Origin of the sequence: Nocardiopsis sp. B62, from assembly GCF_018070675.1 — a bacterium.
GTDB classification, from domain to species: domain Bacteria; phylum Actinomycetota; class Actinomycetes; order Streptosporangiales; family Streptosporangiaceae; genus Nocardiopsis; species Nocardiopsis prasina.
In genome coordinates this window covers 22,632-47,197 of record NZ_JAGPXK010000022.1, presented here as the reverse complement: position 1 = coordinate 47,197, position 24,566 = coordinate 22,632, and the positions used below count along the sequence as shown (strand labels likewise).

Below are 24,566 nucleotides of genomic sequence, written 5' to 3'. Positions count from 1 at the left end.
GCTCTGGGACGCGCCCGCCCCGGGGGGCGAGGGTGGTCGTCTGGTTCTGCGAAAATCATGTGCATGGCTCTGTTCCGTCGTCGCCGCTCCGCCGACTCCTCCGACTCCAACGCGTCCACGGCCGCTGTCACGGCCTTCTGGGACGCCTGGCCCACCGTGCGCTCGCCCCTGGCCGAGTCCGTCGAGTCCGACGCCCCGGCCCCCGCAGAGGTGGCCGAGCGGGTCTCCGCACTGGTGAAGGCGATCCATCCGGATCTGGACTGGGAGGTGGGGCCCGCGCCCCAGCCGCAGGGCGGGCTGGAGGACCTCGACCTGTCGGCCGATGTCGACCCGGCCAAGCTCCTGGAACAGCTCGCGGCCCTGGACGACCCCTCCAAGCTCACCGACGCTCCCTCCTACGCGCTGACCCTGCGCCCCGGTGTCTCCGAGGAGGCGCGCGTCCAGTCCGAGCGCTGGTCCCGGTCGGCCCCCGAGGATTCCGAGTGGCGGTTCCTGCCGGTCCGCCCCGCCGACCACGACCAGCTCGGCAACACCGTGCGCTGGGACGACCACGAGCTGGACCTGTCCCACGTGTCCGTGTCCATGCGCGTCAACCAGGGCACGAGCAGGATCGAGGTGGGTGTCTACCACCCGGACAACATGTTCCTGTCCGGCGAGACCCGTCAGGCGGTCGCCGAGCACGTGACGCTGCTGGCCCTGGGCGAGGACCAGTTCGTGCGCTGGGTCGGGAAGGTGACGTCGCTGGACGAGCGGCCCATGGACCCGCTTCCGCCGACCTCCATGCCGGCCGTGGCCAAGCAGATGGGCGACCTCCTCGGCGGGACCGACGGCTGGGTGACGCTGCACGGCAGACTTCCCTTGCAGGGCCCGATCGAGGTCCTGGTCCGGCACCCCGTGACCCGCCGCGACTTCCCCGCCCTGTCCCTGTTCGTCCAGGTACTGGTTCCGTACGCGGACGCCGACGCCGACCGGCTCCCCCAGGAGACCTCCCTCGTGTCGCTCGCCGACCTGGAGGCCCGGGTGTCCGGCCTGCTCGGTGACAACGGCGCGCTGTTCATGCAGCAGACCGTCGCCGGGCAACGGATGTACGTCTACTACCTCGATCCGGACTCCGGGGTGCTGCCCGAGTTCGAGCACCTCCTCATGGAGTGGCCCGAGGGCAAGGTGCAGCTGCGCACCCAGCTGGACCCCAGGTGGCAGCAGTTCGACCAGGCCAGGCGCCCGTACGTACGCAAACTGGGGCACTGAGACCGGACGAACCGCCTGCGGGTGCCAAACCTGGTTCTCGCACCTGGCGTCCGAGCGACGACAGGCGTAACGTGGCGTCCCCGCGTAGGAGGATGGTTCGGGTCTGATGGAGGGCGTGCTCACACGAGCGCCAACGGGCCGACCCCGGGTCGCCGCGGTCGGCGCGATCCTCTTCGTGTGCCTGGTGGGCGCGCCGCTGATCTCGCTGTTCCCCGTCGCCGTGTGGGAGCTGGCCCTCGGCCTGGACCTGGGACGGCCGGAACTCGAAACCCTGCTGGTCACCCCGGTGGCGGTTGGCGGCGCGGTGCTGATGGTGCTGATCGCCGCTGGCCTGCTCGGCGGCGCGGGGGTGCGTCACCCGGCCCTGTGCGCCTGTCTGGTGGCGGGGACCTCCCTGGCCACTCCCCTGGTGATGAGGCTCCTGTCGCCAACGTTCGCCCCCGTACCGGGCGACTCCCAGGTCAACGGCGCCGTGGTCAGCGCCGTCGTGGCCACGGCCGCGCTCGGTGCGTGCGTCGTGTTCGGCCGCGGACGCCACCGGCACGGTGTCCTGCCCGGAGTGGCGGTGGCCGCCGCGGGACTCCTGCTGCTGCCGATGGCCGCGGACCACACCCGTGACCGGTCCACCGAACGGCGATCGATCAGCCAGATCAGCGGGTTCGGGCACACGATCGCGGTCCTGGACCACCCGAAGTGGTCGCCGGTCCGGGTCCACGAGGTGCACGGCGGCCTACGGATGACCTACGTGGCCGGGGAGGAGGCCGACCCCCTCGGCACGGAGCCGGAGCGCAAGGTCCCGCCGCGCTCGGAGGGCGGCGCTGCCCCGGCCCTGGACGGCCCCGAGGGGTCATCGGCTGCCACCAGGGAGGTCGCGGCGGGACCGGGCATTGGCTCTGACCGGCCCGTGGAGAACTCGCCGAAGTCCCTGCACGTGCTGAGCTGGACCCCGGAGCAGCGGGCGTCGGGCATCCACGACGGCTGCGGCTTCCCCGGTGTGGAGTGCTCCGAACAGGACTCCATGGTGGTCGTCCACCGTGGCACGGACAACGGGTGCGGCCCCCACCTGAGCGAGGTCCGCACACGCCTGGACGACGGGGCCATCGCGAGCGTGCACCCCAGCGGCACCGTCGCACCGGAACAGCTGTTCGCCGTGGCCAACGCCCTGCGCGCCGAGACGTCCGGTGAACGCGACGCCCTGATCGAGGAGGTCCTCCGGGGCTGAGCCCACGGAGCGCCCAGGGGAGCGGGCGGACGCCCTCGTTCACGAAGAGTTCCCCGAAACCCCAACCGTCACCGCGAGCCTCCTTCGAACCACTGACCTGGGATAGCGCAAACGACGGGGTTGACTCCCCTCCGTGATGGGAACTGGATCGACCGAAACCCCTTTGCCCCCGGGGTTCCCGAGTCCCGATCGGGGCATACGACACGTAAGCACGCTGGGCGCGCGACTCCCTCGGACCCCGGGAAGGGTGTGGCTGTTGAGCTCTGGCCACGAACACGGCAACGGCAAGGCCGCGGAGGACCACCACCTCGGCCCACGCCCCGACCACCCCGTCCCTACGGGCACGCCAACCTCTGGAACTGACTTCCACACCAGCCGAAACCCGGTGAACTGGCCGATCAGCGTGGGGTTGGTACCGGAACCCGCCGAACACCACCGGCGGCGTGCCCTCTCCGACACCCTTGAGGAGGTCCTGGGCGGGTTCGGCTTCCCCTCCGCGCACCAGGTGCTGTCCGGTGGGAGCGGGGTCGGCAAGTCCCAGCTCGCCGCCCACCACGCCCGGTTCCTCAGCGGCCACCCCGTGCCGAACCAGCGCCCCGAGGTCCTGCTGTGGGCGGACGCCACCACCCGGGACGGGGTCGTGTTCGCCTACGCACAGGCCGCCCGGCAGCTGTTCGCCCGGGTCCCCGACGACCCCGAGCTCGCCGCCGGGCAGTTCCTGTCCTGGCTGCACGACCCCGTGGACGCCGAGGAGCACCGCTGGCTGGTGGTGTGGGACGACCTCGCCGACCCGGCCGAGGTCGAGGACCTGTGGCCGCCGCCGGAGCGCGCCCACGGCCGGATGCTCGTCACCACCCGCCACGACCTCGCCCCGCACGGGCACCCCCCGCACACCGTCCCCGGGTTCTCCGAGGCGGAGGCGGGCGGCTACCTTCGGGCCGCACTCGTGGAAGCCGGGATCGCGCACACCGGCGACGAACTGCGCCAGCTCGCGACCGCCCTCGACCACCTGCCCCTGGCCCTCTCCCAGGCGACCGCGTACATGGCCGACCTCCAGCTCTCCCCCGCCGCCTACCTGGCCCTGTTCCACCGCCGCGCGGCCGAGCGCGGGGAGTCCTTCCCCCAGTGGGACACCGACTCCCCGGTCTCCGCCACGTGGGAGCTGGCCGTGGAACGCGCCGACGCCCACCGCCCCGAGGGGGTGGCCCGCCCCCTCATGGGGCTGATCGCCCTCCTGGACTCCGCCGCGACACCGGAACAGGTCGCCGTCTCCCGCCCGGTCCGCACCTACCTGGGGCGGCGCACCTTCCCTGCGCGCACCCTGAGCCGCCACGAGGTCCGCCTCGCGCTGGCCTCACTGGAGCGCCTCAACCTCGTGGCCCGGGACACGCCTCTGGTGATCGGCGCCCACCACCTCACCCAGCGCGCCACCCTCGAACACACCCGCACCAGGCCCACCAGGGAAGCGGTCCGCGCCATCGCCGACGGGCTGGTGGACGTGTGGCCGGACACCGCCCGCGACTCCGCCCTGGGCCGCCGTCTGCGCTCGAACACCGCCGTGCTGCGCGAACGCACCACGGGACGGGTCCGGGTGTGGAGCTGGCTGTGGGAGGAGGGCATCCACCCGGTGCTGTTCCGCGCCGGGAGCGGCCTCGACTCGTCCCGGCAGGTGGAGTGGGCCGTGACGTACTGGGAGGTGCTGACCGAGGCGGTCGCGCACACCCTGGAACCCGCACCGGTCAACCGGACCGAGCAGACGGGGAACTTCTTCCGGCACGGCGGCCGGGGCGGGTCACCCGTCATCACGGACCCACTCGCCTACTGGACGGGCGCGACCGCCGACCTCTCACAGGCCCAACGCGCCTTCGAGGACCACTACGAACGCCAGCTCCGGGTCCTGGGCCCCGACCACCTGGACACGCTGCGCACCCGGCACGGGCTCGCCTACCTCCGCGCGCAGGCGGGCGACACCGCCGGGGCGATCACCCTCTACCGGAGACTCCTCGCGGACCTGGACCGCGTGGTGGGCTCGGACCGGGTGGAGACCCTGAGCACGCGGGGCAACCTGGCGGTGTGCCAGGCCGAGTCCGGAGACCTGCCCACGGCGGTGCACGCCTCCCGCTCGCTCCTGACCGACCAGCGCGAGCACCTGGGACCCGACCACCCCAACACCCTCAGCACCCTGCACAACCTCGCCCACTGGCGCGGTGTCGCGGGGGACCCGGAGGGCGCGGTGAGCGATCTCCGCGAACTCGTCGAGGTCCAGGAGGAGGTGCTGGGCGCGGACCATCCGGGCACACTGACCAGCAGGCACAACCTGGCGTGCTGGCAGGCGCGCGCGCACGACACCGGCGGTGCCGTCCGCGCTCTGGAGGACCTGGTGGCGGACCGCCGCCGCGTACAGGGACCCGAACACCCCGACACCCTGTCCAGCCTGCGTCAGCTGGAGAGGCTGCGCCGCGAGCTGCGCTCCCGCGCGCGGAGCCACCCCAGCGACCGCGACCCCGACAGCGGCGCGCGCGAGGACGGGACCAACGGAAACGGAGGCAACCACGAGGTCGACCCCAACGACGAGCCCACCGGCCCGCAGGCCCTCAACCAGTCCTGGATCTGAGCGCCTCAGTCATGCAGGGGCGAACCGACCACGGTGAAGCGATCCCCGCTGGTCCGGCCGCTCAGCAGGGGCCGGGCCTCGGCTATGGCGGCCCGGACGCTGGACAGCTCGAGGGAGGCGCGGTGCGCGCGCTCCGACTCCCAGAGTTCGATGACGAACACCGTGTCCGGGGCGGCGTCGTCGACGCCCACCTCGTACGACAGGCAACCGGCCGCACGCAGTTCGGGGTTGGGGCGGGTCAGGACGGCCACGACCTCGTCCCGCCTGCCCGGGGCGGTCTCCAGGGTGCCGACGTTCGCGAAGGTCATGGACGGCACACTACCGACGTCCCCCTCGCGTCTGCCCGGGCGACACGGGCCCGGCGCGCTCAGAGCCGGTACTCGGACCTCAGTTGCGCGGCGAGCCTCGGGTACTCCTCCAGGATCTGGTCCTGTTCGGCGGCGGTGAACTGGGAGACGGTCTTCTCGACCTCTCCGTGGTAGCGCCAGAGCCGGTCGAACTCGCTCCACTCCAGGGAGCCGCGCTCGGCGCGGTGCCGCAGGCCCTGGTAGATCAGCCGCACGTCGGTGACGCAGCTGTCGAGCCGGTCCCGGCGCTGGACTCTGGCGACGTGCTCCCGGTACTTGCGGTCCCGGTCCCGTTGCCTGGAGGTCCGGCCGTCGTCTTCGGGCTCAACGTGCATCGATGTCGCTCTCTCTTCAAGCAGGGGCACACAGCGGCCCGCTGGCCTTCCGTCCCCGTCGTTCCTATACCGCTTTCGCCTCGGAGAACAGAGAAAACCCAAGATCGAGGCCGACCCAGAACCTTCTCGCCACCAAACAGACGCCCAGCGCTACACAGGATGTTCCCACCCTAAACGGACACTCCGATCGGCGCCCCCACCCCGGACCGGTTCGGGCTCTGTCCGAGAGCGCTCAGTGAGCCCGTTCTCGGGTTCGGTCCGGGTGGGCGGTCCGGAGCTGGGGCCGCCCACCGGGGCCCTTGACGGGCCGACCGTGCGCTGCTCGGTACGTGCGGTGCTCGGGCGGGCATCACGAGGCGCGCGCCGGGGCGCGGGTTCACCGGAGGTCCGTGTCCTGCCACGTCGTGCGACCGACGGAGGACGGTTCAGAAGGGGCTTCGGGGGTCCAAGGACACTCCCTGCCACTCTCAACTTATAGCTCACCCCGGGGCTTGCCGCAAGACCCCCTTCTCCCCTCAGAATGGTCGACCGTGAGCAGAACCAACGACACGGGGGACGTTGTGAAACAGCAGGCCAGAAGCGTCTTCGAGCTGCCCGACCACCTCTCTCCCAAGGCCGACCCGGCCCTGGTGTCCGACGACGAGCGGCACCTCGCGGCCATCCGGGACACCCTCGAACGGTCCGTCGTCGACCTCTCCGACCGACTGGACGAACGACGCAGGGCACCCACGGGCAAGGTGCGCGAGGTCATGGACCGGGACATGGAGGTGCACCGGCTCTCCTCCCGCCTGCGCACGCTGCGGCGGTTCGGTTCGGACCTGTGCCTGGGACGCATGGTCGGCGCGGACGACCTCGAACCCGTCTACGTCGGGCGGCTCGGTCTCACCGACGAAGAGGGCGAGCGCCTGCTGATCGACTGGCGCTCCCCCGCCGCCGAACCCTTCTTCGCGGCCACCCACGCCAACCCGATGGGCCTGGCCAGCCGCCGCCGGTACCGCTGGAACCTCGGCCACGTCAGCGACTACTGGGACGAGGTGTTCACGGAGGACGGCTTCGAGGGCCACGCCGCGCTCGACGACCAGTCCGCCTTCATCGCCAGCCTGGGCGCCAACCGTTCGGGCCGGATGCGCGACGTGCTCAGCACCATCCAGGCAGACCAGGACGCCATCGTCCGCGCCGGGGCGAGCGGCGCCCTCGTGGTCGACGGCGGCCCGGGGACGGGCAAGACCGTGGTCGCCCTGCACCGCACCGCCCACCTTCTCCACTCGGACTCGCGTCTGGGCCACCGCCGGGGCGGTGTCCTGTTCGTCGGCCCCCACCAGCCGTACCTGGCCTACGTCGCCGACGTCCTGCCCAGTCTTGGCGAAGAGGGCGTCCAGACCTGCACGGTGCGCGACCTCGTACCCGAGGGCCGCACCACGAGGACCGAGACCGATCCCGAGGCAGCGCGGCTGAAGGAGTCCGTGGACCTGGTGGGCGCGATCGAACCGGCGGTCCGGTTCTACGAACGGCCGCCCAAGGCGGGGATGACGGTCTCGACCCCCTGGTGCGACCTCTGGCTGAGCGCGGCCGACTGGGCCGAGGCGTTCGGGTCGGTGGACCCGGGCGTCGCGCACAACGACGCCCGGGAGCACATCCTCGACGAGCTGGTGGAGATCCTCTCGGACCAGGTGGCCGACCGGCACGACGAGGAGATCAGCCCGCCGATGCTGAAGGGGACGCTGCTGCGGGACGGCGAGCTGCTCGACACCCTGCACCGGTCCTGGCCGCTTTTGGAACCGACCGACCTCGTCGGGGATCTGTGGTCCGTCCCCGCCTACCTGCGGCTGTGCGCGCCCTGGCTGGAGACTGACCAGGTCAGGAGGCTCCAGCGCGAGGACGCCCAGGCCTGGACGGTCTCCGACCTCCCCTTCCTCGACGCGGCCCGCCAGCGGCTCGGCGACCCGAAGGCCTCCGAACGCAGGCGCCGCAGAGCGGCCTCCGTCGCCGCCGAGCACGAGCGCAGGTCGTCCGTGATCGAGAACCTGCTGGAGGCCGACGACGACGGGGAGGGGCTGGTGACGATGCTGAACCACCGGGACCTCCAGGACACCCTCATCGACGAGGACGGGCTGCCCGGCACCGACCCCGACCTTCTCGCCGGGCCGTTCGCGCACATCGTGGTCGACGAGGCCCAGGAGCTGACCGACGCGGAGTGGCGGATGCTGCTGCTGCGGTGCCCGTCCAGGAGCTTCACCATCGTCGGCGACCGGGCCCAGGCCCGGCACGGTTTCACCGACGGACAGGGCCGGGCCGAGTCGTGGCACGAACGCCTGGAGCGCGTGGGCTTGGACCGGGTCACCCTCGCGTCCCTGAGCGTCAACTACCGGACCCCGGAGGAGGTCATGGCGGAGGCCGAGCCGGTCATCCGCGCCGTACTGCCGGACGCCAACGTCCCGACCTCCATCCGCGGCGGCGGAGTGCCCGTCCAGCACGGGCAGCGCACGGAACTGGACGCGGTCCTCGACTCCTGGCTCGCCGAGAACGCCGAGGGAACCGCCTGTGTCATCGGCGACCCCGCGTTCCGGGCCACGGCGAGGGTCCGCTCACTCACCCCGCAACTCGCGAAGGGGCTCGAGTTCGACCTGGTCGTCCTTGTCGACCCGGAGCGCTTCGGGGAGGGTGTGGAGGGGGCCGTCGACCGCTACGTCGCGATGACCCGAGCGACCCGGCAGCTGGTCGTCCTGACCGGCCCCTGACTCAAAGCGGCAGGAGCGCCGGTCGGGCGGCTGGGTACCGCCCAACCGGCGCGGGTCGCGGTGGGCCCGGGGCGGTTCACCCCGGGACATGGGCTATTCGCGGTTCCAGGGTTCGGGGAGCGGAGCGCGTTCCGTCAGGGCCCTGTCCAGCCGCTCCCAGGCCCGAGCCGCCGCACGGAGCGCCCGCCACGCGACGACCACTCCCCCTGTCTCCCTCAACTCCTCGCTCACCGTGTCGTAGCACTGGGTCGCGTACTCGTGAGCGATCCCGTGACGCACGCGGGCCTCGAAGGGGTGCGAGGACGCCCGCCAGGTCGTCGGCAGGAGCCCACCGGAGATGACCAGGCGATCCAGTTCGGAGAACAACAGATCCGCCCGCGCGAGGGTGCGGGTCGCGTGCGCGGGCCGCCCCGGGTTGTCGAGGACCCTTTGGATCTCCGCGACCAGATCGTCGGCGCTGGGGCCGGATCCAGAGCGGAGTGACTGCCGCGAGTGGTGCTTGGAGGCGGTGCGCTGCGGGAGACGGTGACGGGTTCCGGACCCGAACGGGGTGGGGGCGTTCACGCGCAGCACACCCTCACGGCCTCGGGGAGGGTGTCCGCGTACCGACGCACCCGTCGGGAGCGTCGTCGCAGTTCCGCGACCACTCCCCGGGTGAAGCCGTAGGGGGAGGTGTGGAGGCCGCGCGTCGGGCGTGCGAGCCGCACGGGTACGGCGAGCACGGCCAGGAGGCCCAGTAGGATCTGCATGTCGTCCTGCTTTCTTCAGGTCGGCCATGGCCCCGGGGCGTGTGTCCGCACGTCGCCGGGGTTTCTAGTTCAGGTGCATGTAACCATACCTTGACCATGCCATGCCTGGCCATAGCCTGCCCCAGACAAACTAGCTTGACCACTGCATGCCAGCCTCGGGTACATGGCAGAAGCGAGCATTCCCGCTGGTTACAACGCCGATAGCGAGTTGGACTACGAAGGTCCAGATCCTGTGTGGCTACAGCTGGCCGCCGTACTGATCGCGCGGATCGAGCGTGGCGACTATCCACCAAACAGGCAGATCCCGAGCATCACCGGACTCGTCCAGGAGTTCGGCCTGGCACGAGGGACCGTCCGAAAGACGACTGGCTTTCTCGAGGAACGCGGCTATGTTCGCATCGTCAACGGCAAGGGAGCCTTTGTCCTCCCTCGCGACTGACAACGTCAGGAGGTGAGGGAGCGGAAGGAGATTGGGACGGATCTCCAAAAATCTCCCCCTGACGCTCCGGCCCTTCCATCGCTCAAGGCGAGGGTGCCAACACGAACCACCGCCCTGACCTGACCGGGAGCGGAGCCGGGTCAGCCCGAGCCGCCCCCCGAGGACTCCTGGCCGGACGGTGGATCCCCGCCGTCCCCGACGGAGACCTTGGCAGTGGCGTCCTGAGCGTCGCCGCCCTCCGCCCCGAGGCGGTCCTCGAGTCGGCGCACCTGTTCGCCCAGCTCGGCGAGGCGGTCCATGACCGCGTTGTGCTGCACCAGTTCGAGTTCCTGGTCCTCCGCCCAGCGACCCTTGCTGAACTCCTGCTCCATCGACGTGACGATCACACCGATCACCAGGTTCAGGATGATGAACGCGGTGAGCACGATGTAGATGACGAAGAAGATCCAGGCGGACGGATGGTGCTCCAGCACCGCGTCCGAGACGTCCGGCCAGTTCTCCGTGGTCATGAGCAGGAACATCGTGTACAGGGTGGTGCCGAGGTTCCCGAAGAACTCCGGGACAGTCTCACCGAACATCTGCTGGGCGAGGATCGCGGACGTGTAGACGACGATGAGCAGCAGCCCGATCACCGTGCCCATGCCGGGGACGGCCTTGAAGAGCGCGCCTATGATCTGGCGCATCTGCGGGACCGCGGTGACCACGCGCAGAACGCGCAGGACCCGGAGGATGCGCAGCACCGCGAAGGGACCGGTCGCCGGAATCAGCGAGATCACGACCACCGCGAAGTCGAACCAGTTCCAGCCGTCCCGCCAGAAGCCCCCGCGCCAGGCGTACAGCTTGAGGAACATCTCGACCACGAACAGGCCGATCACGAACCGCTCGACGCCTTCGAGATACGGAAGGGCAGAACCCCCATAGGTTGCCCAACCCAATATGACGGCATTGGCCAGAATCACGGCAAGCATGGCGTTGGAGAACCCACGGCTTTCCACGAACTGGGTGACCTGATCCCGCCGCAACGTCACTTTCCCCCTCACACCGGCACCTTGAATGAGTACCAGGCGCGCCCAAATATATCGAAGCCGTTTCGGACGCTTCCAAGCGCGTCCATACTTGGCGCGGAATCCCGAACCACCACAACCAGGGAGCGCCGATGGTGACCGATCGGGCCCCGCAAGGGAACCGCGCACCCCAGGACGGTACTCTCCCCCGCCTTCCGCCTCGTCACGAACCCACATCCACGCGAGCGCACCCACCGCGTGCTACTTCCCACAAGCAGAGTCAGCCGGTTTCGGGCCGGTCCCAAGGCGGAGCGCACAAGCCCCGCAACAGCCCGTGAAACCCACACCGAAACCGCGATCACGAGCGGTAGGAGCCCGGACGGGTGTGAACGGCCCCCGCTCCCCGCTGGTATCTTCGCTGCTGGCCTCGGCGGCAGTCCGGGCCTCCCCCAAGCAGCGCCCGCGACCGAGGAAGAGACATGGCGGAGCTGAAGTACTTCACCGGTTCGATGAACTCGGGCAAGAGCACCATGGCACTCCAGGAGCACCACTCCCGCGGGGGTGAGGGCGTCCTGTACACGAAACAGGACCGCGCGGGCTCGGGGATCATCTCCTCCCGACTGGGCCTGACCTCACCGGCCGTCGAGGTCGGCGACTCCCTGGACCTGTACGACGACGTCGCCGAGCGCAAGGCGTCCTACGTCATCTGCGACGAGGCCCAGTTCCTGTCGTTCAAGCAGGTGGGTCAGCTGGCGGGCGTCGTGGACGGCATGGGTATCGACGTGTACTGCTACGGGATCCTGACCGACTTCCAGGGCGCCCTGTTCCCGGGGTCGAAGCGTCTGGTGGAGCTCGCGGACAAGATAGAGATCCTGCCGGTCTACGCGCGCTGCTGGTGCGGGAACCGCGCCACGCACAACGCCCGCGTAGTCGACGGAGTCATGATCTACGAGGGCGAGCAGGTCCACATCGGCGGGAACGAGTCGTACACGACCCTGTGCCGCCACCACTTCATGGCAGGCGTGGCCTAGGGGCACGCTGGACAGCCCCGATCAACCTCAGTCGTCGCGCCCCGGGATCCAAAGCTCGAATTCGATCACCGATATTCTCACCAGCTTCTCGGCTTCCTTTTGCATCGGAATCAGAGGAACCAGCACATCACCCTCGGCGGAGTCGCCTTCGGCTTCCAGTCGAATTTCGTAGACGGCACTTCTGGTTTGCGCGAGAAGCACATAACCGCTCACTCCTGGCCTGACTTCGCCGTAGACAAACTCCGAACGGTCAGCGAATCCCGCTTCACCTCGGTCCTCAACACGATCAAAATCCGACCCAAGCCCACCCACAGCGTCATCAAATTCCGCCGAGGCCACCGCAACTCGATCCCCCTCCGGAGAATCGATCACCGCGTTGTATGAGTAGATCAGATCCCAACGTTGTGTGGCATTGTACTCACTGACCATTTTCCACTCACAACGATCTCGGACTCTGCGCTCTCCATTCTCCACAGAGTCGGTGTACTCTTCTGCACTGTCACTTCGAGTCAGATTGACCTGCGGAGACGAAGACAGATTTCTTGAGCAGAGATCCAGATCCCCTGGGTCAATGGAAGCCTGAGGTTCTCCGATCATCTCGATCGGGCTCTCACCCTTCGTGGATTCGGAGACGCCAGTGGCAGCCGTTCCTATAATCAGACTTAGAACGCCGACGATCACACCGAAAACACCGAAGGCCGCGAGCGTGCCGCACCCGAAGACCGCAAGCGCTGCCTTCCAGCCGTGTAGGCCCTTCTTCGCTGGCTTCCCGCGCTTCGAATCCGTTTCCTCGGTCTCCACCACGATTACGCCTGCGCCTCCAGCTGAGCCTTCACTTCGGGGTGCTCAAGCGGACGGGTGAACCCCACGATGTCCGCACGATTGGGGTCATCGTACTCGCGCACCGCGATCGGTCCACAGTTGGTGCACCAGGCCTCGACCATCAGGCCGTCCCCGATCACCATTGCCATGTGGCCGGGCCCAGGCGGCTCTCCAGCTCGGGTCACGTCAAAGAAGACCAGGTCACCGGGTTGTTCCTCACCCAGGGGAATCTTCGGCCCGAAGTTCCACTGGTCCTGGGAAACACGTGGAACCGTCACACCGATGCTCTCGTAGGCCTTCATCGTCAGACCGGAACAGTCGTAACCGTCCGGCCCGGTCCCTCCCCAGATGTACGGCTTTCCACGCTGGTCAAGCGCCCAGTCCACAACCGCCTGGGTCAGGTCGTCCGGTGCCCGCCCGATCGGCACTCCGTCCTCGTCCAGCTCACAGAGAACCGCGGTCCGAATGGAGTCCGAGGTGTTGAAGTCGCCGTCGGCATACCGTTCCGCCCACTCCATCACATCGTCCACGTACCACCAGGCATGGTTGTAACCGAAGATCGCCTGGCGAACGTCGTCCTCGAGGCCGTGCGCCAGGAGGTAGTCGGCGGCTGCGGGAATGGCGTCGGCAGGGTCGTAGACATTGACGACCCCGTCGTCGTTGCCGTCCACTCCATAGCCCACCTCCGGCCGCTCCTCAACCGGCTGGATCGGCTCGCCGCCCCAGCTGTTCCCCGCCGCGGAACCGTCCAGCGACCCGAACTGCATGGGCCCGGAGGCTCCCCAGTCGTTGTGGCCCTCGGTGATCCCCGGCCCCTCCCAACGACCGTGGTGGGACTCCACCTGCCCGATGCCCGCAAGGATGTTCCACGGAACCCCCCGGTCCTCCCCCGCCTCCTGGTACAGCTCCAGGTAGTTCTCCGGGATGGTGTCCATGGCGTAGGCGCTGCTGTCCGGCTGGTCTGCGTCGGCGTTGGGTGCGCAGACCACACCCGAAGCCAACCAGGAGGCCACCTGAGTGTTGTTGGTGAGGGCTGGAATCACCATGAGTGTCAGGAACACCAGACCTGCCACACCGATGGCCGCCAGTACGGCGACCCTGGTCAGGCAGGAACCCGTCCGACCGTCGGGGGCGGCGGTGCGAAAAGCGGAGATCAAGCGGTCACTCCTCCCCGAACTGTCCGGCGTCGGCTGGCTGGAAGTCGAAGACCGCCCAGGTTCCGCCGTCGCGAACCACCGTGACGGCGAAGTCGCCGAGGTCCTCGTCGAACTCGGAGTCACCGGTCTCGGTGATGGACTGAGTGGTGACCACGAAGGTGAGCGAGTCAGTGCCGAAGGTGCGGATCTCCTGAACCTCCGCGCGTCCCTCCGCGACCGCCTCGGCCTCGCTCATCTCAGCCCAGAAGGCCCCCACCCGGTTCGCGTCGGAGAGCACCTCCGCGTACTCGTCGGTCGCCAGCGCCTCCATGGACGCGTAGTAGGTCTCGGGGTCCTGTGAGTAGTCGATGGTCCCGTAGGCCTCAGCGAAGGCCTGCGCGGTCGCCCCCGCCGCCTGGAGCTCCTCTTCGGCGAACGGAAGCCAGTCAAGGACCTCCAGGTCCTCTGCGGCGGTGGTCGGAATCGGACTGGGCGGGACGGTGGCCAGCCCTCCCGGGTTGGAGGAGGGTGGCTCGGCCTCCCCTTGAGCGGTCCCGGGTTCACGCGGTGGACCAGCGGGGTCCTCCGTCTGGTCGCCTCCGAACCCGCCGAGGCTGAAGTAGATCCCGAACCCGGCCAGAGTGGCGATCAGGCCGATGACGACCAGTCGCTGGGTGCGTTCGGGGAGAGGGTTGGGCATGGTGGTCGGTTGCCTTGTCGTTTGCTCAGTGACCGGGTCACTAGTCGTCGTTCAGCCAGAAGGGGACGTCTCGCTTACGGTCCCGTGTGCTGGAGGAGCCGCCCTCCCCCCAGAAGGGGGTGATGGGAGCGTTGTCCTTGCTCTTGCCGGACCCGGTCAGCCAGCCGCCCTCACCGTCGCCGCGCCTTCCGCGATCAGCGGGGGCCGGTCGTGCGGGGCGCTGCGGAGCGGGCCGCTCACGCTTCTCCTTCGGACCGCCCCAGCGCGAACCCCGGCCGAGGTTTCCGTGTGCCGGGGTGTCCTCGCGGCCGTTGAAGATGCCGCGCCCCGTGCTGGGCTCGGCGCGATCAGCACTCGCCGCTCGGGAGTTGCTCGTTCCGCCACCGAACACGCCGCCTCCGGAGCGTGTGCCGGAGCCGGCGCCGTCGTTGCGGTTCGGGCCGTTGCCCCCACCGCCGGTACCGAAGACGCCCGCCCATCCACTGTCGCCGGTGCCGGTGTAGCCGCCAGCAGGCCGGGGCGGAATGGGGCCGCCGCTGCCTGCACCACCGCCGGTGCCCGTGCCACCGTTCCCAGAAAGACTCGGCGCCTGGTCACCGCTCCGGGCACCGGTGGTGGGGCGCTGCGAACCGGGCCCACCGCTCCGACTGACGTTGAGTGGCGGAGCGTTGTCGTTTCCTCGGACCCGTCCGTAGCCCGCAGTCCCTCGGACACGGGCGCCCTCGGCACGGGTGCTGCCACCGCTCTCCGGAACCTCTTCCGCGGTTTCGGTGGCGCCTGCGGAAACGCCTCCGCCAGCGGGAACCCCTGCGGCCGCACCAGCGATCATGGCGCCGTGACGGCGGCCCCAGTTCTGCGTCTTGAGGTAGGCGACCGGGGGAAGAACCATCGCGCTCTTGTCCAGTGCCTGGCTACGAGCCGCGTCGGTCACGATGCGCGAGGTGAACGTGTTCGCGTTGACCGAGGCGAAGAGGTAGGCGAACGTCTTGCGATAGATGAACAGCGCCAAGGTGAAGAGGGCGAGCAGGATCATCTGCAATCCCCACCCGAGCGGAGTCGACATGACCATGCCGTAGCTCATGACCAACAAGGCAATCAACAGAACAACAAAGATCTGTTTGAGCAGGAACCCAACCATGAGTTCCACCCACCTGAGGAGCACCATCCGACCATAGCCCGGGTGAATACCAATCAGCAGAAACACAGGCGACAGCATGAAGAGCAGCATGAAACCGATCTTCAACACGATAAGCGCCACAGAACCCGCAAGGATCAGCCCACCAGCGAAGAGCGACGCAAAGAGCGCCAGAGTTGCAACCCCAAGACGACTACCCTGGTCGTCGCCCGAGAACAATGGGTAGACACTCGGGTAGGAGGATTCGACACTCGATGCGATCTCTTCGTAAGATTCCTGCTTCTCCGCGATCAGAGCATTGGCCTCAAGGTCACCATCAGCGATTTGCTGTTGTTCGATCCGACTGATCCCCTGTACAGCAATGAGGTCGCCTGCGTGGTGCATAGCCGCATTCTCAGCGATCTCCCCACTACCAAACTGGCCCGCTGTCCAGGGCTGACATACCAGACTCGACCACATCATGTCCGCGTTCCTGCGAACCTGGAAATCAGCTTCAGACTCCCAACTGGCACGTTCTGGAGGCTCAGCACCTGCGGGGCATGCTCCCGACCCACCCCCATATGGAACCTGCCCTACAGCGCTGGTTACTAGCTGAGTTCCGGAGTTGACCAACGTACTCCCCAGACCCATTACCTGGGATGGGTTTACAAGGATCCACATTCCGAGCGCCGTTGCGGCAACCATCCACACTGAAGACTCAATCGTCAGAGTCATTCGCTTACGGATGAGCCCATACCAGCCAAGCCAAATAGCGCCAAGGATAACGATCGTGGGGATCAGGGGACGCCAGATCCCCTCCCGGAGGGCGACAACCACGTTCTCTACCGTTTCCGTAAAACTGGCGAGAAGGCCGTCGGATGTCGCCGCTTGGTAGACAGTGATGGTGGACTGATTGATGGTCTTCGACAGGTCCCAGGCGGAGTTCGCGATCGTGGCCTGCGCACCCAGTCCCATCTTGTCCACGCAGGATTCAGTGATCATGTGCCACTGTTGACCAGCGGTGCCGTACTGGCCGTACATACTGGCGTCCGGAGGCATTCCGTCAGGGGATCCCTCAATCGCGGAACGCGACTGCGGCGGCACCAGGAGCCCGTCCGAGCCGCTGCCAGCGGACTCCGGGAGCGGTGCCGGGTTGCCGGGGCACATCGGGTTCGCCTGCGCGGAGCTCAGCGGGATGAGGATGAGTCCACACAACATCAGGAACGTCATCAGTATGCGTCGCCAACCCCGCCGGTGGACGTGCTGATGAGTCATCTGCTGAGCTCCTGCGTCGTGGTTCGTGCGGGGAAATCGTTGGCAGACACCAGGGCCTCCCGACCGCACGCCCGCCGCGACACCACCTGGCGCGCGACCGCACACGGCCCCAAGGCCCCCGCATGTCTTTACCCCATCCTCTATGGTGCGTCATCACGGGGTTGGGAGATGGCTGCAACGCGACCGGTTTTTCGGTCGTCGCCCCCGAACGGGCCGGAGACTCATGGCCAAATGCGGGTGTTCTCCTCATTTGTGCAGGTAACAGGCTTCTCGGGGCGGCCGTAACACCCAAAATCCTCAAGGCCACAATTTCCTCACCAGATGTGGACTATGAGGGGCGTCACAGAACCTTTCGCAGCCAAAAGTGGACATACAGCAATCAAGCGGACTGAGACCCGGTACCAACCTGGTCTTACGCGGAACCCGCAGTCCCTATTGGAGGAGGACCGAAACGGAGCACGGTCCACGTGCCCGCCTCGGCCGAGCGCCAGCGGCTTGACCCTCACGCGGCGTGAGGCTCCACGATCAGCCTCATGAGCGAAACCTTCCACGCGTTCAGCGTCAGCCCCGTACCCCAGCCCGGCCCCGACTCGGCACCCCCCGAACTGTTCCGGGGCATCTACGGCATGCCGATGTTCGTGACCGTGCCCACGCACGACCTTGAGGCCTCCAAGGAGTTCTGGATCAACGGCCTCGGGTTCTTCGACCTCTTCTCCGTCCCCGGTCAGGTCGTCCACCTGCGGCGCTGGGCGTTCCAGGACGTCCTGCTCGTACCGGGCGAGCGCCCCGAGCAGACTCCCTCAACGAGCGTGAGCTTCTCCTGCGTGCTGAACCAGATCGACGGCATCGTGGCGGCCTGCGAGGAGCAGCTGCCCGGGTCCACCACCGGTCCTCGTCGGATGCCGTGGAACTCGGTGGAGGTCGAGATCCGCACCCCTGAGAACGCCCGGGTGATCATGACCGCGGCACGCCCGTACGACCCCCAGGACCCGGAGACCGCCCGGTACCTGCGGGAGAACGGGATCGAGGGCCCCGAGGTCCGGAGCCGCGAGAACTAGGGACAAAGACCGAGAGCCGGGGTCCTGGTTCCCAGCTGTCCGGGAAGCAGGACCCCGGCCCCACGGGTCCTCAGGGACCTGCTTCGGTCTGTGGATAGCGTGGATCAATGAACTACGGCGCGAGGACGGTCGGCGCGGTGGCCGCGTTCGTCGGGGTCACCGTCAGGACCCTGCACCACTGGGACGAGATCGGTCTTGCCGGTCCGAGCGAGCGTTCCGCCGCCGGTTACCGGCTCTACACCGCCTCGGACGTCGCCCGCATCCAGCGGGTGCTGGTCTACCGCGAGCTCGGCGTCTCGCTCGAGGAGACCGCGAAGCTCCTGGAGGCGGACGCCGACGAGGCCGCCGACTCCCTGGTCAACCAACGCGACCAGCTGCGCGCACGCATCCACAGGCTGGAGCGCATGGCCGACGCCCTGGACCGCCTCGCCGAGGCCAGGCGGGAGGGCGTCCTGCTTCCGCCCGAGGAGCAGGTCGAGATCTTCGGTGACACCTGGCGGCCCTCCTGGGCCGCGCAGGCCCGCGAGCAGTGGGGTGACACCGCCCAGTGGGCGGAGTTCGCCGAGCGCGCGGCCGACCGCTCCGCCGAGGACTGGCGACGGATCGCGGCGGGGGTCGAGGCCCTGCACGCCGACCTGGCCCAAGCGGTGCGCGAGGGTGTCGAGCCGGGGAGCCGAAGGGCCGACGCCCTGGCCGAACGGCACCGGGAGGCGATGAGTGAGTACTTCGACTGCACCCACTCCATGCAGGTGATCCTCGGCCGCACGAACGTGGACGACCCCGGGTTCCGGTCCAACTACGAGGCCATCGAACCCGGCCTGTCCGTGTGGCTGCGCGACGCCATCGACGCCAACGCCCGCGCCCACGGCGTCGACCCGGAGACGGCCGCCTGGGAGTGACGTGGTGGTCGCGGGAGTGGCCACCTCACGCAAACGAAGCCACCTCCCACCAGACCATCTGGCACCCACCGGGCCACACCGGAACACAGCGGCCCCACCAGCCCCAACCGGGTCCAGCCAAGCCCCACCGGGCTCCCTGCTCGTTTCCGGATGCGGGACGACGAGGTCCTTACGGGGTCCCGGAAATCCGACCCACACGGGAAAGCGCCGGTGCTGTTTGTGACTCTCGGCACTAAAGGCGTTCCTCTCCGTCCCCGTCTGCGGACTCGGTGCCGTTTCTCCGGGGGGCGGAGTGGGCTTTGACCGCTATCGGTCACCTTCTTCGGCTCTGGTACGAGGGGTTGTGGGCAGGCTTACTCTTGGAGTTCGCCGGACCTTCCGCATCGATCGGCCCCCGCAGGCCCGGCTCGTACCCACGGCGTCCCCTTTCCGCGCTGCGGAACGGTTCCCCCCCACACCGCCAGAAGGGAAGCACCCCCATGCCGACCCCCGGGCGTACCTCCGTCGGCCGCTACGAGTTGCGCGAGAGGTTGGGCGTGGGCGGCATGGGCACCGTCTGGCACGCCTGGGACCCCGCCCTGCAAAGGGACGTGGCGGTCAAGGAGGTCCTCCTCCCCCAGGGGATGTCAGCCGAGGACAGGGCCGAGGCGCACGCCCGCACGCTCCGGGAGGCCCAGGCGACGGCGCGCATCAGCCACACGGCGGTGGTGACCATCCACGACGTGCTGGAGCACGACGCCAGCCCGTGGATCGTGATGGAGCTGCTGAGCGGGACCTCGTTGCAGCACCACATCGACGCCGGGGGGCCGATGCCGGTCGAGCGGGTCGAACAGGCCGCCCGCTCACTGCTGGGCGGGTTGGCGGCGGCGCACGCGGTGGGGGTCACCCACCGGGACGTCAAGCCCGCCAACATCATGTTCACCGCGGACGACCGGACGGTTCTCACGGACTTCGGGATCGCGAACGTGGACGGCGGCGCGGCGCTCACCCAGACCGGTGTGTTCATCGGCTCTCCCGAGTACATGGCCCCGGAACGGTTCGAGGGCGAACGGGCCCTGCCCGCCTCGGACCTGTGGAGCCTCGGGGTGACCCTGTACTGCCTCATGGAGGGGCGTTCACCGTTCAGGCGGGACAGCATCACGGGGATGATCAGCGCGGTGATGACCGCCCCGGTGCCGAGGCCGTCGAGGAACGAGGCCGCGAACTCCCCGAGAAGCCTGGCCCTGCTCGCCCTCATCGCGGCTCTGCTCACCAGGGACGCCGCGGCCCGGCCGAGCCCTCGGGAGGCCCTGGAACTGTTGGAGCGGGAGCGTCACGCGACACAGGGGCTCGTGGAGACGCGCCGGGGCCCGTCGCCGGGCCCGGAGGCCTCGGGGGCGCGTCCCTCGTTCGGTCCCACCGGCGGCACCCAGCCCGCGTACCCCAGGAGCGGGACGGCCGGTGGGGGCCATCCCACGCCGAACCCGGTACTGCCGACCAACGGCGCCCCCTCCGGCCCTCGACCGCACCCGAGCGGACCCCCGGTGGTGGGGTATCCGGGGTCGACGGCCGCCGCGCCCGCGCAGAACTCCAGCACCCGGTTCGTGCACAGCACCGGGCACACCGGCGCCCGCCCCGCCGAGCGGAACCACCGGGAGAAGCCCACCGCCGTCCTCACGGTCATGGCCATGCTGGCGCTCAACGCCCTGGTGTTGTTCGTGCTCACGGCGGTGAACCTGGGGCGGGTGGCGGACGACGACACCGCCGCTGGCTGGGGCACCGTGGCCTACCTCGGGGTGTGGGGCGTGCTGTCGGCCTTCGCCGCCTTCGGTCTGCTCACGAGGTCACGCCTGGTGTTCGGTCTGGTGGTGGTTGTTCAGGGGATCGGCGCGGTGACGCTGGCGATGAGCATGTTCACGGTGTTCATCTACACGCCCGAACTGATGGTCATCTACGCGTTGATGCTGATCTACACCCTGACGATCGGTGGGCTGCTGCTCGTCCCCGCCGGGTCTCGGGCCTACTTCGGCCTCGGTTAGTGCTCGGGGAGTTCGGCGAGGCCGGTGGTGGCGGCGTGGACCCTGGCGACGCTGTCGTCGCGCACCCGGCGTGCCACCTCGGCGGTGTCGGCGAGGTCGGCCACCTCCGATGACGGGACCGACATCAGGGAGGCCTCGGCCCGTAGGTCCGCGTAGGCGTCCGTGGCGGCCAGGGCCTCCTGGCACTGTTCCCACTCGCGGTGGGCCAGGACCGACTCGTCCACCAGGCGCCCGTATTCGGTGATCTGGTCGACCCTGGCGCGGATGTGCCCCTCCACCGCGGTGAGGTGTTCCCGCTGGGGGCGCAGGACCTCACGCACACGGGGTGAGGAGGCCTGCTGCCAGCGCCGGACGTACCCCCGCCGCAGTTCGCGCTGGCGGGCCAGCAGGGAAGCGATCCGCCACTCCTGTTCCCGCAGGACCGAGAGACCCCGCGCGGTGTCCAGGGTGTCGGAGGAGCCCAGTTCCACGCGGGCGTCGGTGACCCTGTCGATGGTCTGTTGGACCGCCACGAGGAGACCGTGGTCGGTCGCGCTGATGTCGTCCGGTAACAGGACGCGGTCCCGGTATTGCTCCTCCGGGGGTTCGGGCACCTGGGCCGTGAGCGTGTCGGCGGTGACCAGGCCCACCAGGAGGCCGAACAACAACCATGGGACGCCGCCCGGCGGGTCCTGCGGGAGCAGGTCGAACAGCCACAGGGGCGCGGCCGCGAAGGCGCCCGCGCCGATCGCACCGCCGACGGCCCGCACCAGCGGGTCGGCCTCCTTGCGTACGGCCAGCGCGCCCACGTAGGCGATCAGGCCGATGCTGACGATCACCATGCCGAGGTACCAACCGGCGGTGAGCAGGGCCAGGACGAGGGTGAAGCCGACCCCCAGCAGTTGCACCCCGCCCTCACGCAGGCGCAGGGCCCGGCTGGCGGCCTGCCCGTCGTCGCGCGCGTGTCTCGACTCCGGGGCGACGGCCTCCCGGAGGAGGTCCTCGCGAAGTTCCTCGGGCAGGCTGGTGTCGACGACGGGGCGCGGCCGGATGACGTCCTCACTCATGGGCGATCCCTCGTGAGTGTCGGTCGGGGGGTGCGGGGAGGCTGGTTCAGCGGGCCGGGATCGGAGGGCTGGGGGTAATCTCCTTGATCCCCATCCTCGTCATGCCCGAACCCGACTTCCCCGCACCCTTTGTCATCCGATGTCCGCCCGTGGTCGCGGTGGCCGCCGCTGACCTGCTTCGGAGCCGCGTGCTACTGCTCGCGGCCGTTAGCGGACACCAGGGGGTCCCCGGCGGGCCGCTCGCGGGTGGGGTTGGTGTCCAGCCAGCGCAGCAGCCCCTCGGAGACCAGGTCGACGCCGATCCGCCCGGAGCGGCCGTCGAGGTCGCGGAAGAGGCACTCACCGTTGCCGAGGTTGCGCAGCACCGCCATGTGGTCCTCGTTGACGTCCACCCCGAGCAGCGCCATGACGTCGGCGACCTCGTGGGCCTCGCTGGAGCGGAAGGCGAACACCGAGGACAGACAGTTGGTGACCTGCTCGTTGAGCATGTCCCCCGCGTTCTGGGACACCAGGATGAGCGCGGTGTTACGGGAGCGGCCCATCCTGGAGACCTCGGGGACGAGCTTGGCCCCCTCGGGGGTGGAGGTGACCGCCCACGCCTCGTCGAGGAAGATCGCCTTGGGCAGGCGCCGGTCCAGACCGTTCATCAGACGCCGGGCGAACTGGGACACCAGGTAGAGGAGCGCGACGGACAGGCGCTGCTCGTAGGAGTAGTCGTCGCGGTTGACCCCGGAGTCGGGCAGCGTGAGCCCGCCCAGGGTGAACACGGTGGTCCACCCCTCGGTGTCGATGCGCGCCTCCCCCTGGGGGTCGAAGCACAGCGACGCCAGCCGCATCTCCGCCATGGAACCCAGGACCGCGCCCAGGTTGCGGGAGGCGGCGTCCTCGGCGGAGACGAGGTGGTCGACCACCTTGGCCAGGGACGGCTGGGGCTGGTTGGCGACGGTGGCGACCGCCTGGATCATGGCCGACTCGCGCTCCTCGCTCATGCGGGGCAGCAGGAGCCGCAGCGTCTCGGTCGCCATGGTCTTCTTCGCGGCGAGGTCGTCCCCGAACGCGAAGGGGTCGAGCAGGCCGGGCTGGGCCGATCCGAGCGACATGACACGGGCCTTGCGTCCCCGGTGCTTGAGCAGCTCCACGAGGGACTCGGCGTCGCCCTTGGGGTCGATGGCGGCCACGGTGACCCCGCGCAGGGCCAGCTGGTAGATCATCAGCAGCGCGAGGGTGGTCTTGCCGCCGCCGGGCTCGCCGGTGATGGCGATGGCGGTGGGGCGGTTGCGGGCCGCGGCGACCATGGGGTCGAAGTGCACGATGGACCGGGCCCGGCCGATGGTCTCCCCCACGTACGGGCCGACCCAGCCGCCGCCGTGGTGGTCCGTTCGGTCACCCACGTCCACGGTCGCGGTGGGCATGCCGCCCGCGATGGTGCGCAGCGGCTGGCGCTGGGCGTAGGCGTTGAGGCGGATGCGGTCGCCGGGAAGCGACTCGTTGAAGAGGGAGAACTGGTCGCCGGTGGAGTTGATGACGTCGATGCCGATGTCGCGGTAGTGCTCCACCACGGCCTCGACGTGCTGGCCCAGGAGGCGCTCGGTGGGCGCGGACACCATGAGCCGGTGCCACCCGTAGACGAACGGCAGGCGCTCCTTGGTGATGCCGTGCTCCAGCATGCGGGCGGCGTCGATCTGCTCGGCCAGCGCGATGGGCGCCTCCACCCCGGCCTCGCGGATGTGGGCGTCCATGTCGCGGGCGTGCGCGAGCTTTCGGCCGACGTCCTTGGAGGCCTTCGCGGGCGGGATGAGCTTCATCCGCAGGGAGATCTCCACGGGGAACGGCAGCGCGTCCGCGTGGTGCAGCCAGGGTTCGCCGTCGGGGAAGGGCATGAGGTCCGGGAAGCGCGCGAACGACAGGAACGCCACGTGGGTGGAGCCCGCGGGCTGTTCGAGGCGCAGCGTGGAGCGGCCGTTGTGGATGACCCCGTCCACGAGCTGCTCGATCTCGCCCCGGCCCCAGGTGCGGCGGCCCGTGGCCGAGGGGCGGATCTCCTCGGCGGTGCCGCTCACCGCGTGCCGGATGAGCCAGGCGATCTCGTCGGAGGTGGCGTGCCGGGCGTGCAGGGAGCTGGCGGCCAGGGCGCGGCCGAGGCGCTCGGACTGGTCGGTCCAGCGCGCGATCTCCTTGTCGTCGATCGCGTCGTCGTTGATCCCCAGGACCTGCTCGGTGCGCTGGTAGGCACCGAAGAGCTGGGAGAACAGACCCAGGCCCGCGCCGGCGTTGCGCAGCCCCAGGCGTACGCCGAGGTAGACCTCCTTGGTCCAGAAGTCCTTGGCCCACACGTGCCGGTACATCTCTTCGAGGTAGTCGTACCAGCCGGGCCCGGCGTCGGCGGTCTCGTCCAGTCTGGTGGCCCACTGGGCGGCCGGGTAGGTGCGGTGGGCGACGCGCAGGTGCACCTCGGCGTCGTTCATGCGGATGGCGGCGAGGGCGATGGTGATGTTGGTGGCCAGTGCCTGGCGTTCCTCGGGAGTCGTGAACTCGTAGGACACCGTGGGGAGCCGGAAGTAGGCCCAGGCCTCGTTGTCGCTGAAGAGCACTCGGTCGTCGAAGTAGCGGACCGCGAGGCGGGTCGCGCCCCGGGTGCCCCTGGTACCGGTCATCTGCTAGCCCTTCCTCGTGACGGCGCTGACGAGTTCCGCCCCGTAGCCATCACCCATAGTGCTGCATGAGGCCGGGGGGTGAGAAGCGGAGGCGTCGGTGTGCCAGAAACCGGAGGC

20 protein-coding genes are annotated in these 24,566 nt (G+C 69.1%); 9 read left to right on the top strand and 11 right to left on the bottom strand.

Features of this window, described 5'->3' with window-relative positions; translation table 11 throughout:
- Positions 1–63 precede the first annotated feature (63 nt).
- The 3 genes from KBX21_RS20460 to KBX21_RS27155 all read left to right on the top strand — a co-directional run bounded on the left by KBX21_RS20460 (position 64) and on the right by KBX21_RS27155 (position 5,084).
- Positions 64–1,248 (top strand): DUF695 domain-containing protein, encoded by a 1,185-nt coding sequence (locus KBX21_RS20460; RefSeq protein ID WP_049568801.1) that lies wholly within the window; start codon positions 64–66, stop codon positions 1,246–1,248.
- A 106-nt stretch (positions 1,249–1,354) separates the two neighbouring features.
- Positions 1,355–2,470 carry a hypothetical protein gene (locus KBX21_RS20455; protein ID WP_210843101.1) on the top strand — a complete coding sequence of 372 codons (1,116 nt, stop codon included), beginning with the start codon at positions 1,355–1,357 and terminating at the stop codon, positions 2,468–2,470.
- 385 nt (positions 2,471–2,855) lie between these two features.
- A complete protein-coding gene (locus KBX21_RS27155; RefSeq protein ID WP_210843099.1) occupies positions 2,856–5,084 on the top strand; it encodes a tetratricopeptide repeat protein in 2,229 nt (742 codons plus the stop codon).
- A 5-nt stretch (positions 5,085–5,089) separates the two neighbouring features.
- Here KBX21_RS27155 and KBX21_RS20445 read toward each other — a convergent pair whose 3' ends face one another.
- A complete protein-coding gene (locus tag KBX21_RS20445) occupies positions 5,090–5,392 on the bottom strand; it encodes a putative quinol monooxygenase (RefSeq protein ID WP_210843097.1) in 303 nt (100 codons plus the stop codon).
- 59 nt (positions 5,393–5,451) lie between these two features.
- Entirely contained in the window at positions 5,452–5,766 is a 315-nt protein-coding gene (locus KBX21_RS20440; protein WP_049568789.1) for a hypothetical protein, read from the bottom strand.
- Positions 5,767–6,326: 560 nt separating this feature from the next.
- On the opposite strand from KBX21_RS20440, the gene helR reads away from it, so the two are divergent.
- A complete protein-coding gene (gene helR / locus KBX21_RS20435) occupies positions 6,327–8,504 on the top strand; it encodes an RNA polymerase recycling motor ATPase HelR (RefSeq protein WP_210843127.1) in 2,178 nt (725 codons plus the stop codon).
- A gap of 93 nt (positions 8,505–8,597) precedes the next feature.
- Here helR and KBX21_RS20430 read toward each other — a convergent pair whose 3' ends face one another.
- Together KBX21_RS20430 and KBX21_RS20425 are read right to left on the bottom strand one after the other, a co-directional pair.
- Positions 8,598–9,068, bottom strand: coding sequence for a hypothetical protein (locus tag KBX21_RS20430; protein WP_307869243.1), 471 nt, complete (start codon positions 9,066–9,068; stop codon positions 8,598–8,600).
- Positions 9,065–9,253, bottom strand: coding sequence for a hypothetical protein (locus KBX21_RS20425; RefSeq protein WP_210843093.1), 189 nt, complete (start codon positions 9,251–9,253; stop codon positions 9,065–9,067). The genes KBX21_RS20430 and KBX21_RS20425 overlap by 4 nt, the downstream gene beginning before the upstream one ends.
- A gap of 163 nt (positions 9,254–9,416) precedes the next feature.
- On the opposite strand from KBX21_RS20425, the gene KBX21_RS20420 reads away from it, so the two are divergent.
- The gene (locus KBX21_RS20420) at positions 9,417–9,692 is read left to right on the top strand and encodes a GntR family transcriptional regulator (RefSeq protein ID WP_026129477.1); all 276 of its coding nucleotides are present in this window, start codon (positions 9,417–9,419) and stop codon (positions 9,690–9,692) included.
- A gap of 140 nt (positions 9,693–9,832) precedes the next feature.
- Here KBX21_RS20420 and KBX21_RS20415 read toward each other — a convergent pair whose 3' ends face one another.
- Positions 9,833–10,660 carry an ion transporter gene (locus KBX21_RS20415; protein ID WP_156208033.1) on the bottom strand — a complete coding sequence of 276 codons (828 nt, stop codon included), beginning with the start codon at positions 10,658–10,660 and terminating at the stop codon, positions 9,833–9,835.
- Positions 10,661–11,175: 515 nt separating this feature from the next.
- Between KBX21_RS20415 and KBX21_RS20410 the strand changes: the two genes are divergently transcribed.
- The gene (locus KBX21_RS20410; protein ID WP_017545815.1) at positions 11,176–11,727 is read left to right on the top strand and encodes a thymidine kinase; all 552 of its coding nucleotides are present in this window, start codon (positions 11,176–11,178) and stop codon (positions 11,725–11,727) included.
- Positions 11,728–11,754: 27 nt separating this feature from the next.
- Here KBX21_RS20410 and KBX21_RS20405 read toward each other — a convergent pair whose 3' ends face one another.
- The 4 genes from KBX21_RS20405 to KBX21_RS20390 are packed head-to-tail and all read right to left on the bottom strand — an operon-like array spanning position 11,755 to position 16,774.
- Positions 11,755–12,531 carry a hypothetical protein gene (locus KBX21_RS20405; RefSeq protein ID WP_156208032.1) on the bottom strand — a complete coding sequence of 259 codons (777 nt, stop codon included), beginning with the start codon at positions 12,529–12,531 and terminating at the stop codon, positions 11,755–11,757.
- Positions 12,532–12,533: 2 nt separating this feature from the next.
- Entirely contained in the window at positions 12,534–13,706 is a 1,173-nt protein-coding gene (locus tag KBX21_RS20400) for a bifunctional lytic transglycosylase/C40 family peptidase (protein WP_049568774.1), read from the bottom strand.
- A 4-nt stretch (positions 13,707–13,710) separates the two neighbouring features.
- Positions 13,711–14,385, bottom strand: coding sequence for a hypothetical protein (locus KBX21_RS20395; RefSeq protein WP_199776485.1), 675 nt, complete (start codon positions 14,383–14,385; stop codon positions 13,711–13,713).
- A gap of 40 nt (positions 14,386–14,425) precedes the next feature.
- Entirely contained in the window at positions 14,426–16,774 is a 2,349-nt protein-coding gene (locus tag KBX21_RS20390) for a type IV secretion system protein (protein ID WP_049568770.1), read from the bottom strand.
- 533 nt (positions 16,775–17,307) lie between these two features.
- Here KBX21_RS20390 and KBX21_RS20385 point away from each other — a divergent pair.
- The 3 genes from KBX21_RS20385 to KBX21_RS20375 all read left to right on the top strand — a co-directional run bounded on the left by KBX21_RS20385 (position 17,308) and on the right by KBX21_RS20375 (position 20,749).
- Positions 17,308–17,832, top strand: coding sequence for a glyoxalase/bleomycin resistance/dioxygenase family protein (locus tag KBX21_RS20385; protein WP_049568767.1), 525 nt, complete (start codon positions 17,308–17,310; stop codon positions 17,830–17,832).
- A 107-nt stretch (positions 17,833–17,939) separates the two neighbouring features.
- The gene (locus tag KBX21_RS20380; RefSeq protein ID WP_049568764.1) at positions 17,940–18,731 is read left to right on the top strand and encodes a MerR family transcriptional regulator; all 792 of its coding nucleotides are present in this window, start codon (positions 17,940–17,942) and stop codon (positions 18,729–18,731) included.
- 479 nt (positions 18,732–19,210) lie between these two features.
- Positions 19,211–20,749 (top strand): serine/threonine-protein kinase, encoded by a 1,539-nt coding sequence (locus KBX21_RS20375; RefSeq protein ID WP_053107254.1) that lies wholly within the window; start codon positions 19,211–19,213, stop codon positions 20,747–20,749.
- Here KBX21_RS20375 and KBX21_RS20370 read toward each other — a convergent pair.
- Complete coding sequence (locus KBX21_RS20370) at positions 20,746–21,795, bottom strand: hypothetical protein (protein WP_049568761.1); 1,050 nt, start codon at positions 21,793–21,795, stop codon at positions 20,746–20,748. The two genes, KBX21_RS20375 and KBX21_RS20370, sit on opposite strands and share 4 nt — an antisense overlap.
- Before the next feature lie 191 nt (positions 21,796–21,986).
- Positions 21,987–24,449, bottom strand: coding sequence for an ATP-binding protein (locus KBX21_RS20365; protein ID WP_049568758.1), 2,463 nt, complete (start codon positions 24,447–24,449; stop codon positions 21,987–21,989).
- Between the last annotated feature and the right edge of the window lie 117 nt (positions 24,450–24,566).

Bases quoted from the DNA above. Each gene is read 5' to 3' on its own strand.
- KBX21_RS20380 (WP_049568764.1), top strand. From the start codon at position 17,940: ATGAACTACGGCGCGAGGACGGTCGGCGCGGTGGCCGCGTTCGTCGGG.
- KBX21_RS20365 (WP_049568758.1), bottom strand. From the start codon at position 24,449: ATGACCGGTACCAGGGGCACCCGGGGCGCGACCCGCCTCGCGGTCCGC.
- KBX21_RS20395 (WP_199776485.1), bottom strand. From the start codon at position 14,385: ATGCCCAACCCTCTCCCCGAACGCACCCAGCGACTGGTCGTCATCGGC.
- KBX21_RS20460 (WP_049568801.1), top strand. From the start codon at position 64: ATGGCTCTGTTCCGTCGTCGCCGCTCCGCCGACTCCTCCGACTCCAAC.
- KBX21_RS20415 (WP_156208033.1), bottom strand. From the start codon at position 10,660: ATGCTTGCCGTGATTCTGGCCAATGCCGTCATATTGGGTTGGGCAACC.
- KBX21_RS20375 (WP_053107254.1), top strand. From the start codon at position 19,211: ATGCCGACCCCCGGGCGTACCTCCGTCGGCCGCTACGAGTTGCGCGAG.
- KBX21_RS20385 (WP_049568767.1), top strand. From the start codon at position 17,308: ATGAGCGAAACCTTCCACGCGTTCAGCGTCAGCCCCGTACCCCAGCCC.
- KBX21_RS20390 (WP_049568770.1), bottom strand. From the start codon at position 16,774: ATGACTCATCAGCACGTCCACCGGCGGGGTTGGCGACGCATACTGATG.
- KBX21_RS20420 (WP_026129477.1), top strand. From the start codon at position 9,417: ATGGCAGAAGCGAGCATTCCCGCTGGTTACAACGCCGATAGCGAGTTG.
- KBX21_RS20445 (WP_210843097.1), bottom strand. From the start codon at position 5,392: ATGACCTTCGCGAACGTCGGCACCCTGGAGACCGCCCCGGGCAGGCGG.
- KBX21_RS20440 (WP_049568789.1), bottom strand. From the start codon at position 5,766: ATGCACGTTGAGCCCGAAGACGACGGCCGGACCTCCAGGCAACGGGAC.
- KBX21_RS20370 (WP_049568761.1), bottom strand. From the start codon at position 21,795: ATGAGTGAGGACGTCATCCGGCCGCGCCCCGTCGTCGACACCAGCCTG.
- KBX21_RS20410 (WP_017545815.1), top strand. From the start codon at position 11,176: ATGGCGGAGCTGAAGTACTTCACCGGTTCGATGAACTCGGGCAAGAGC.
- KBX21_RS20425 (WP_210843093.1), bottom strand. From the start codon at position 9,253: ATGCAGATCCTACTGGGCCTCCTGGCCGTGCTCGCCGTACCCGTGCGG.
- KBX21_RS20455 (WP_210843101.1), top strand. From the start codon at position 1,355: ATGGAGGGCGTGCTCACACGAGCGCCAACGGGCCGACCCCGGGTCGCC.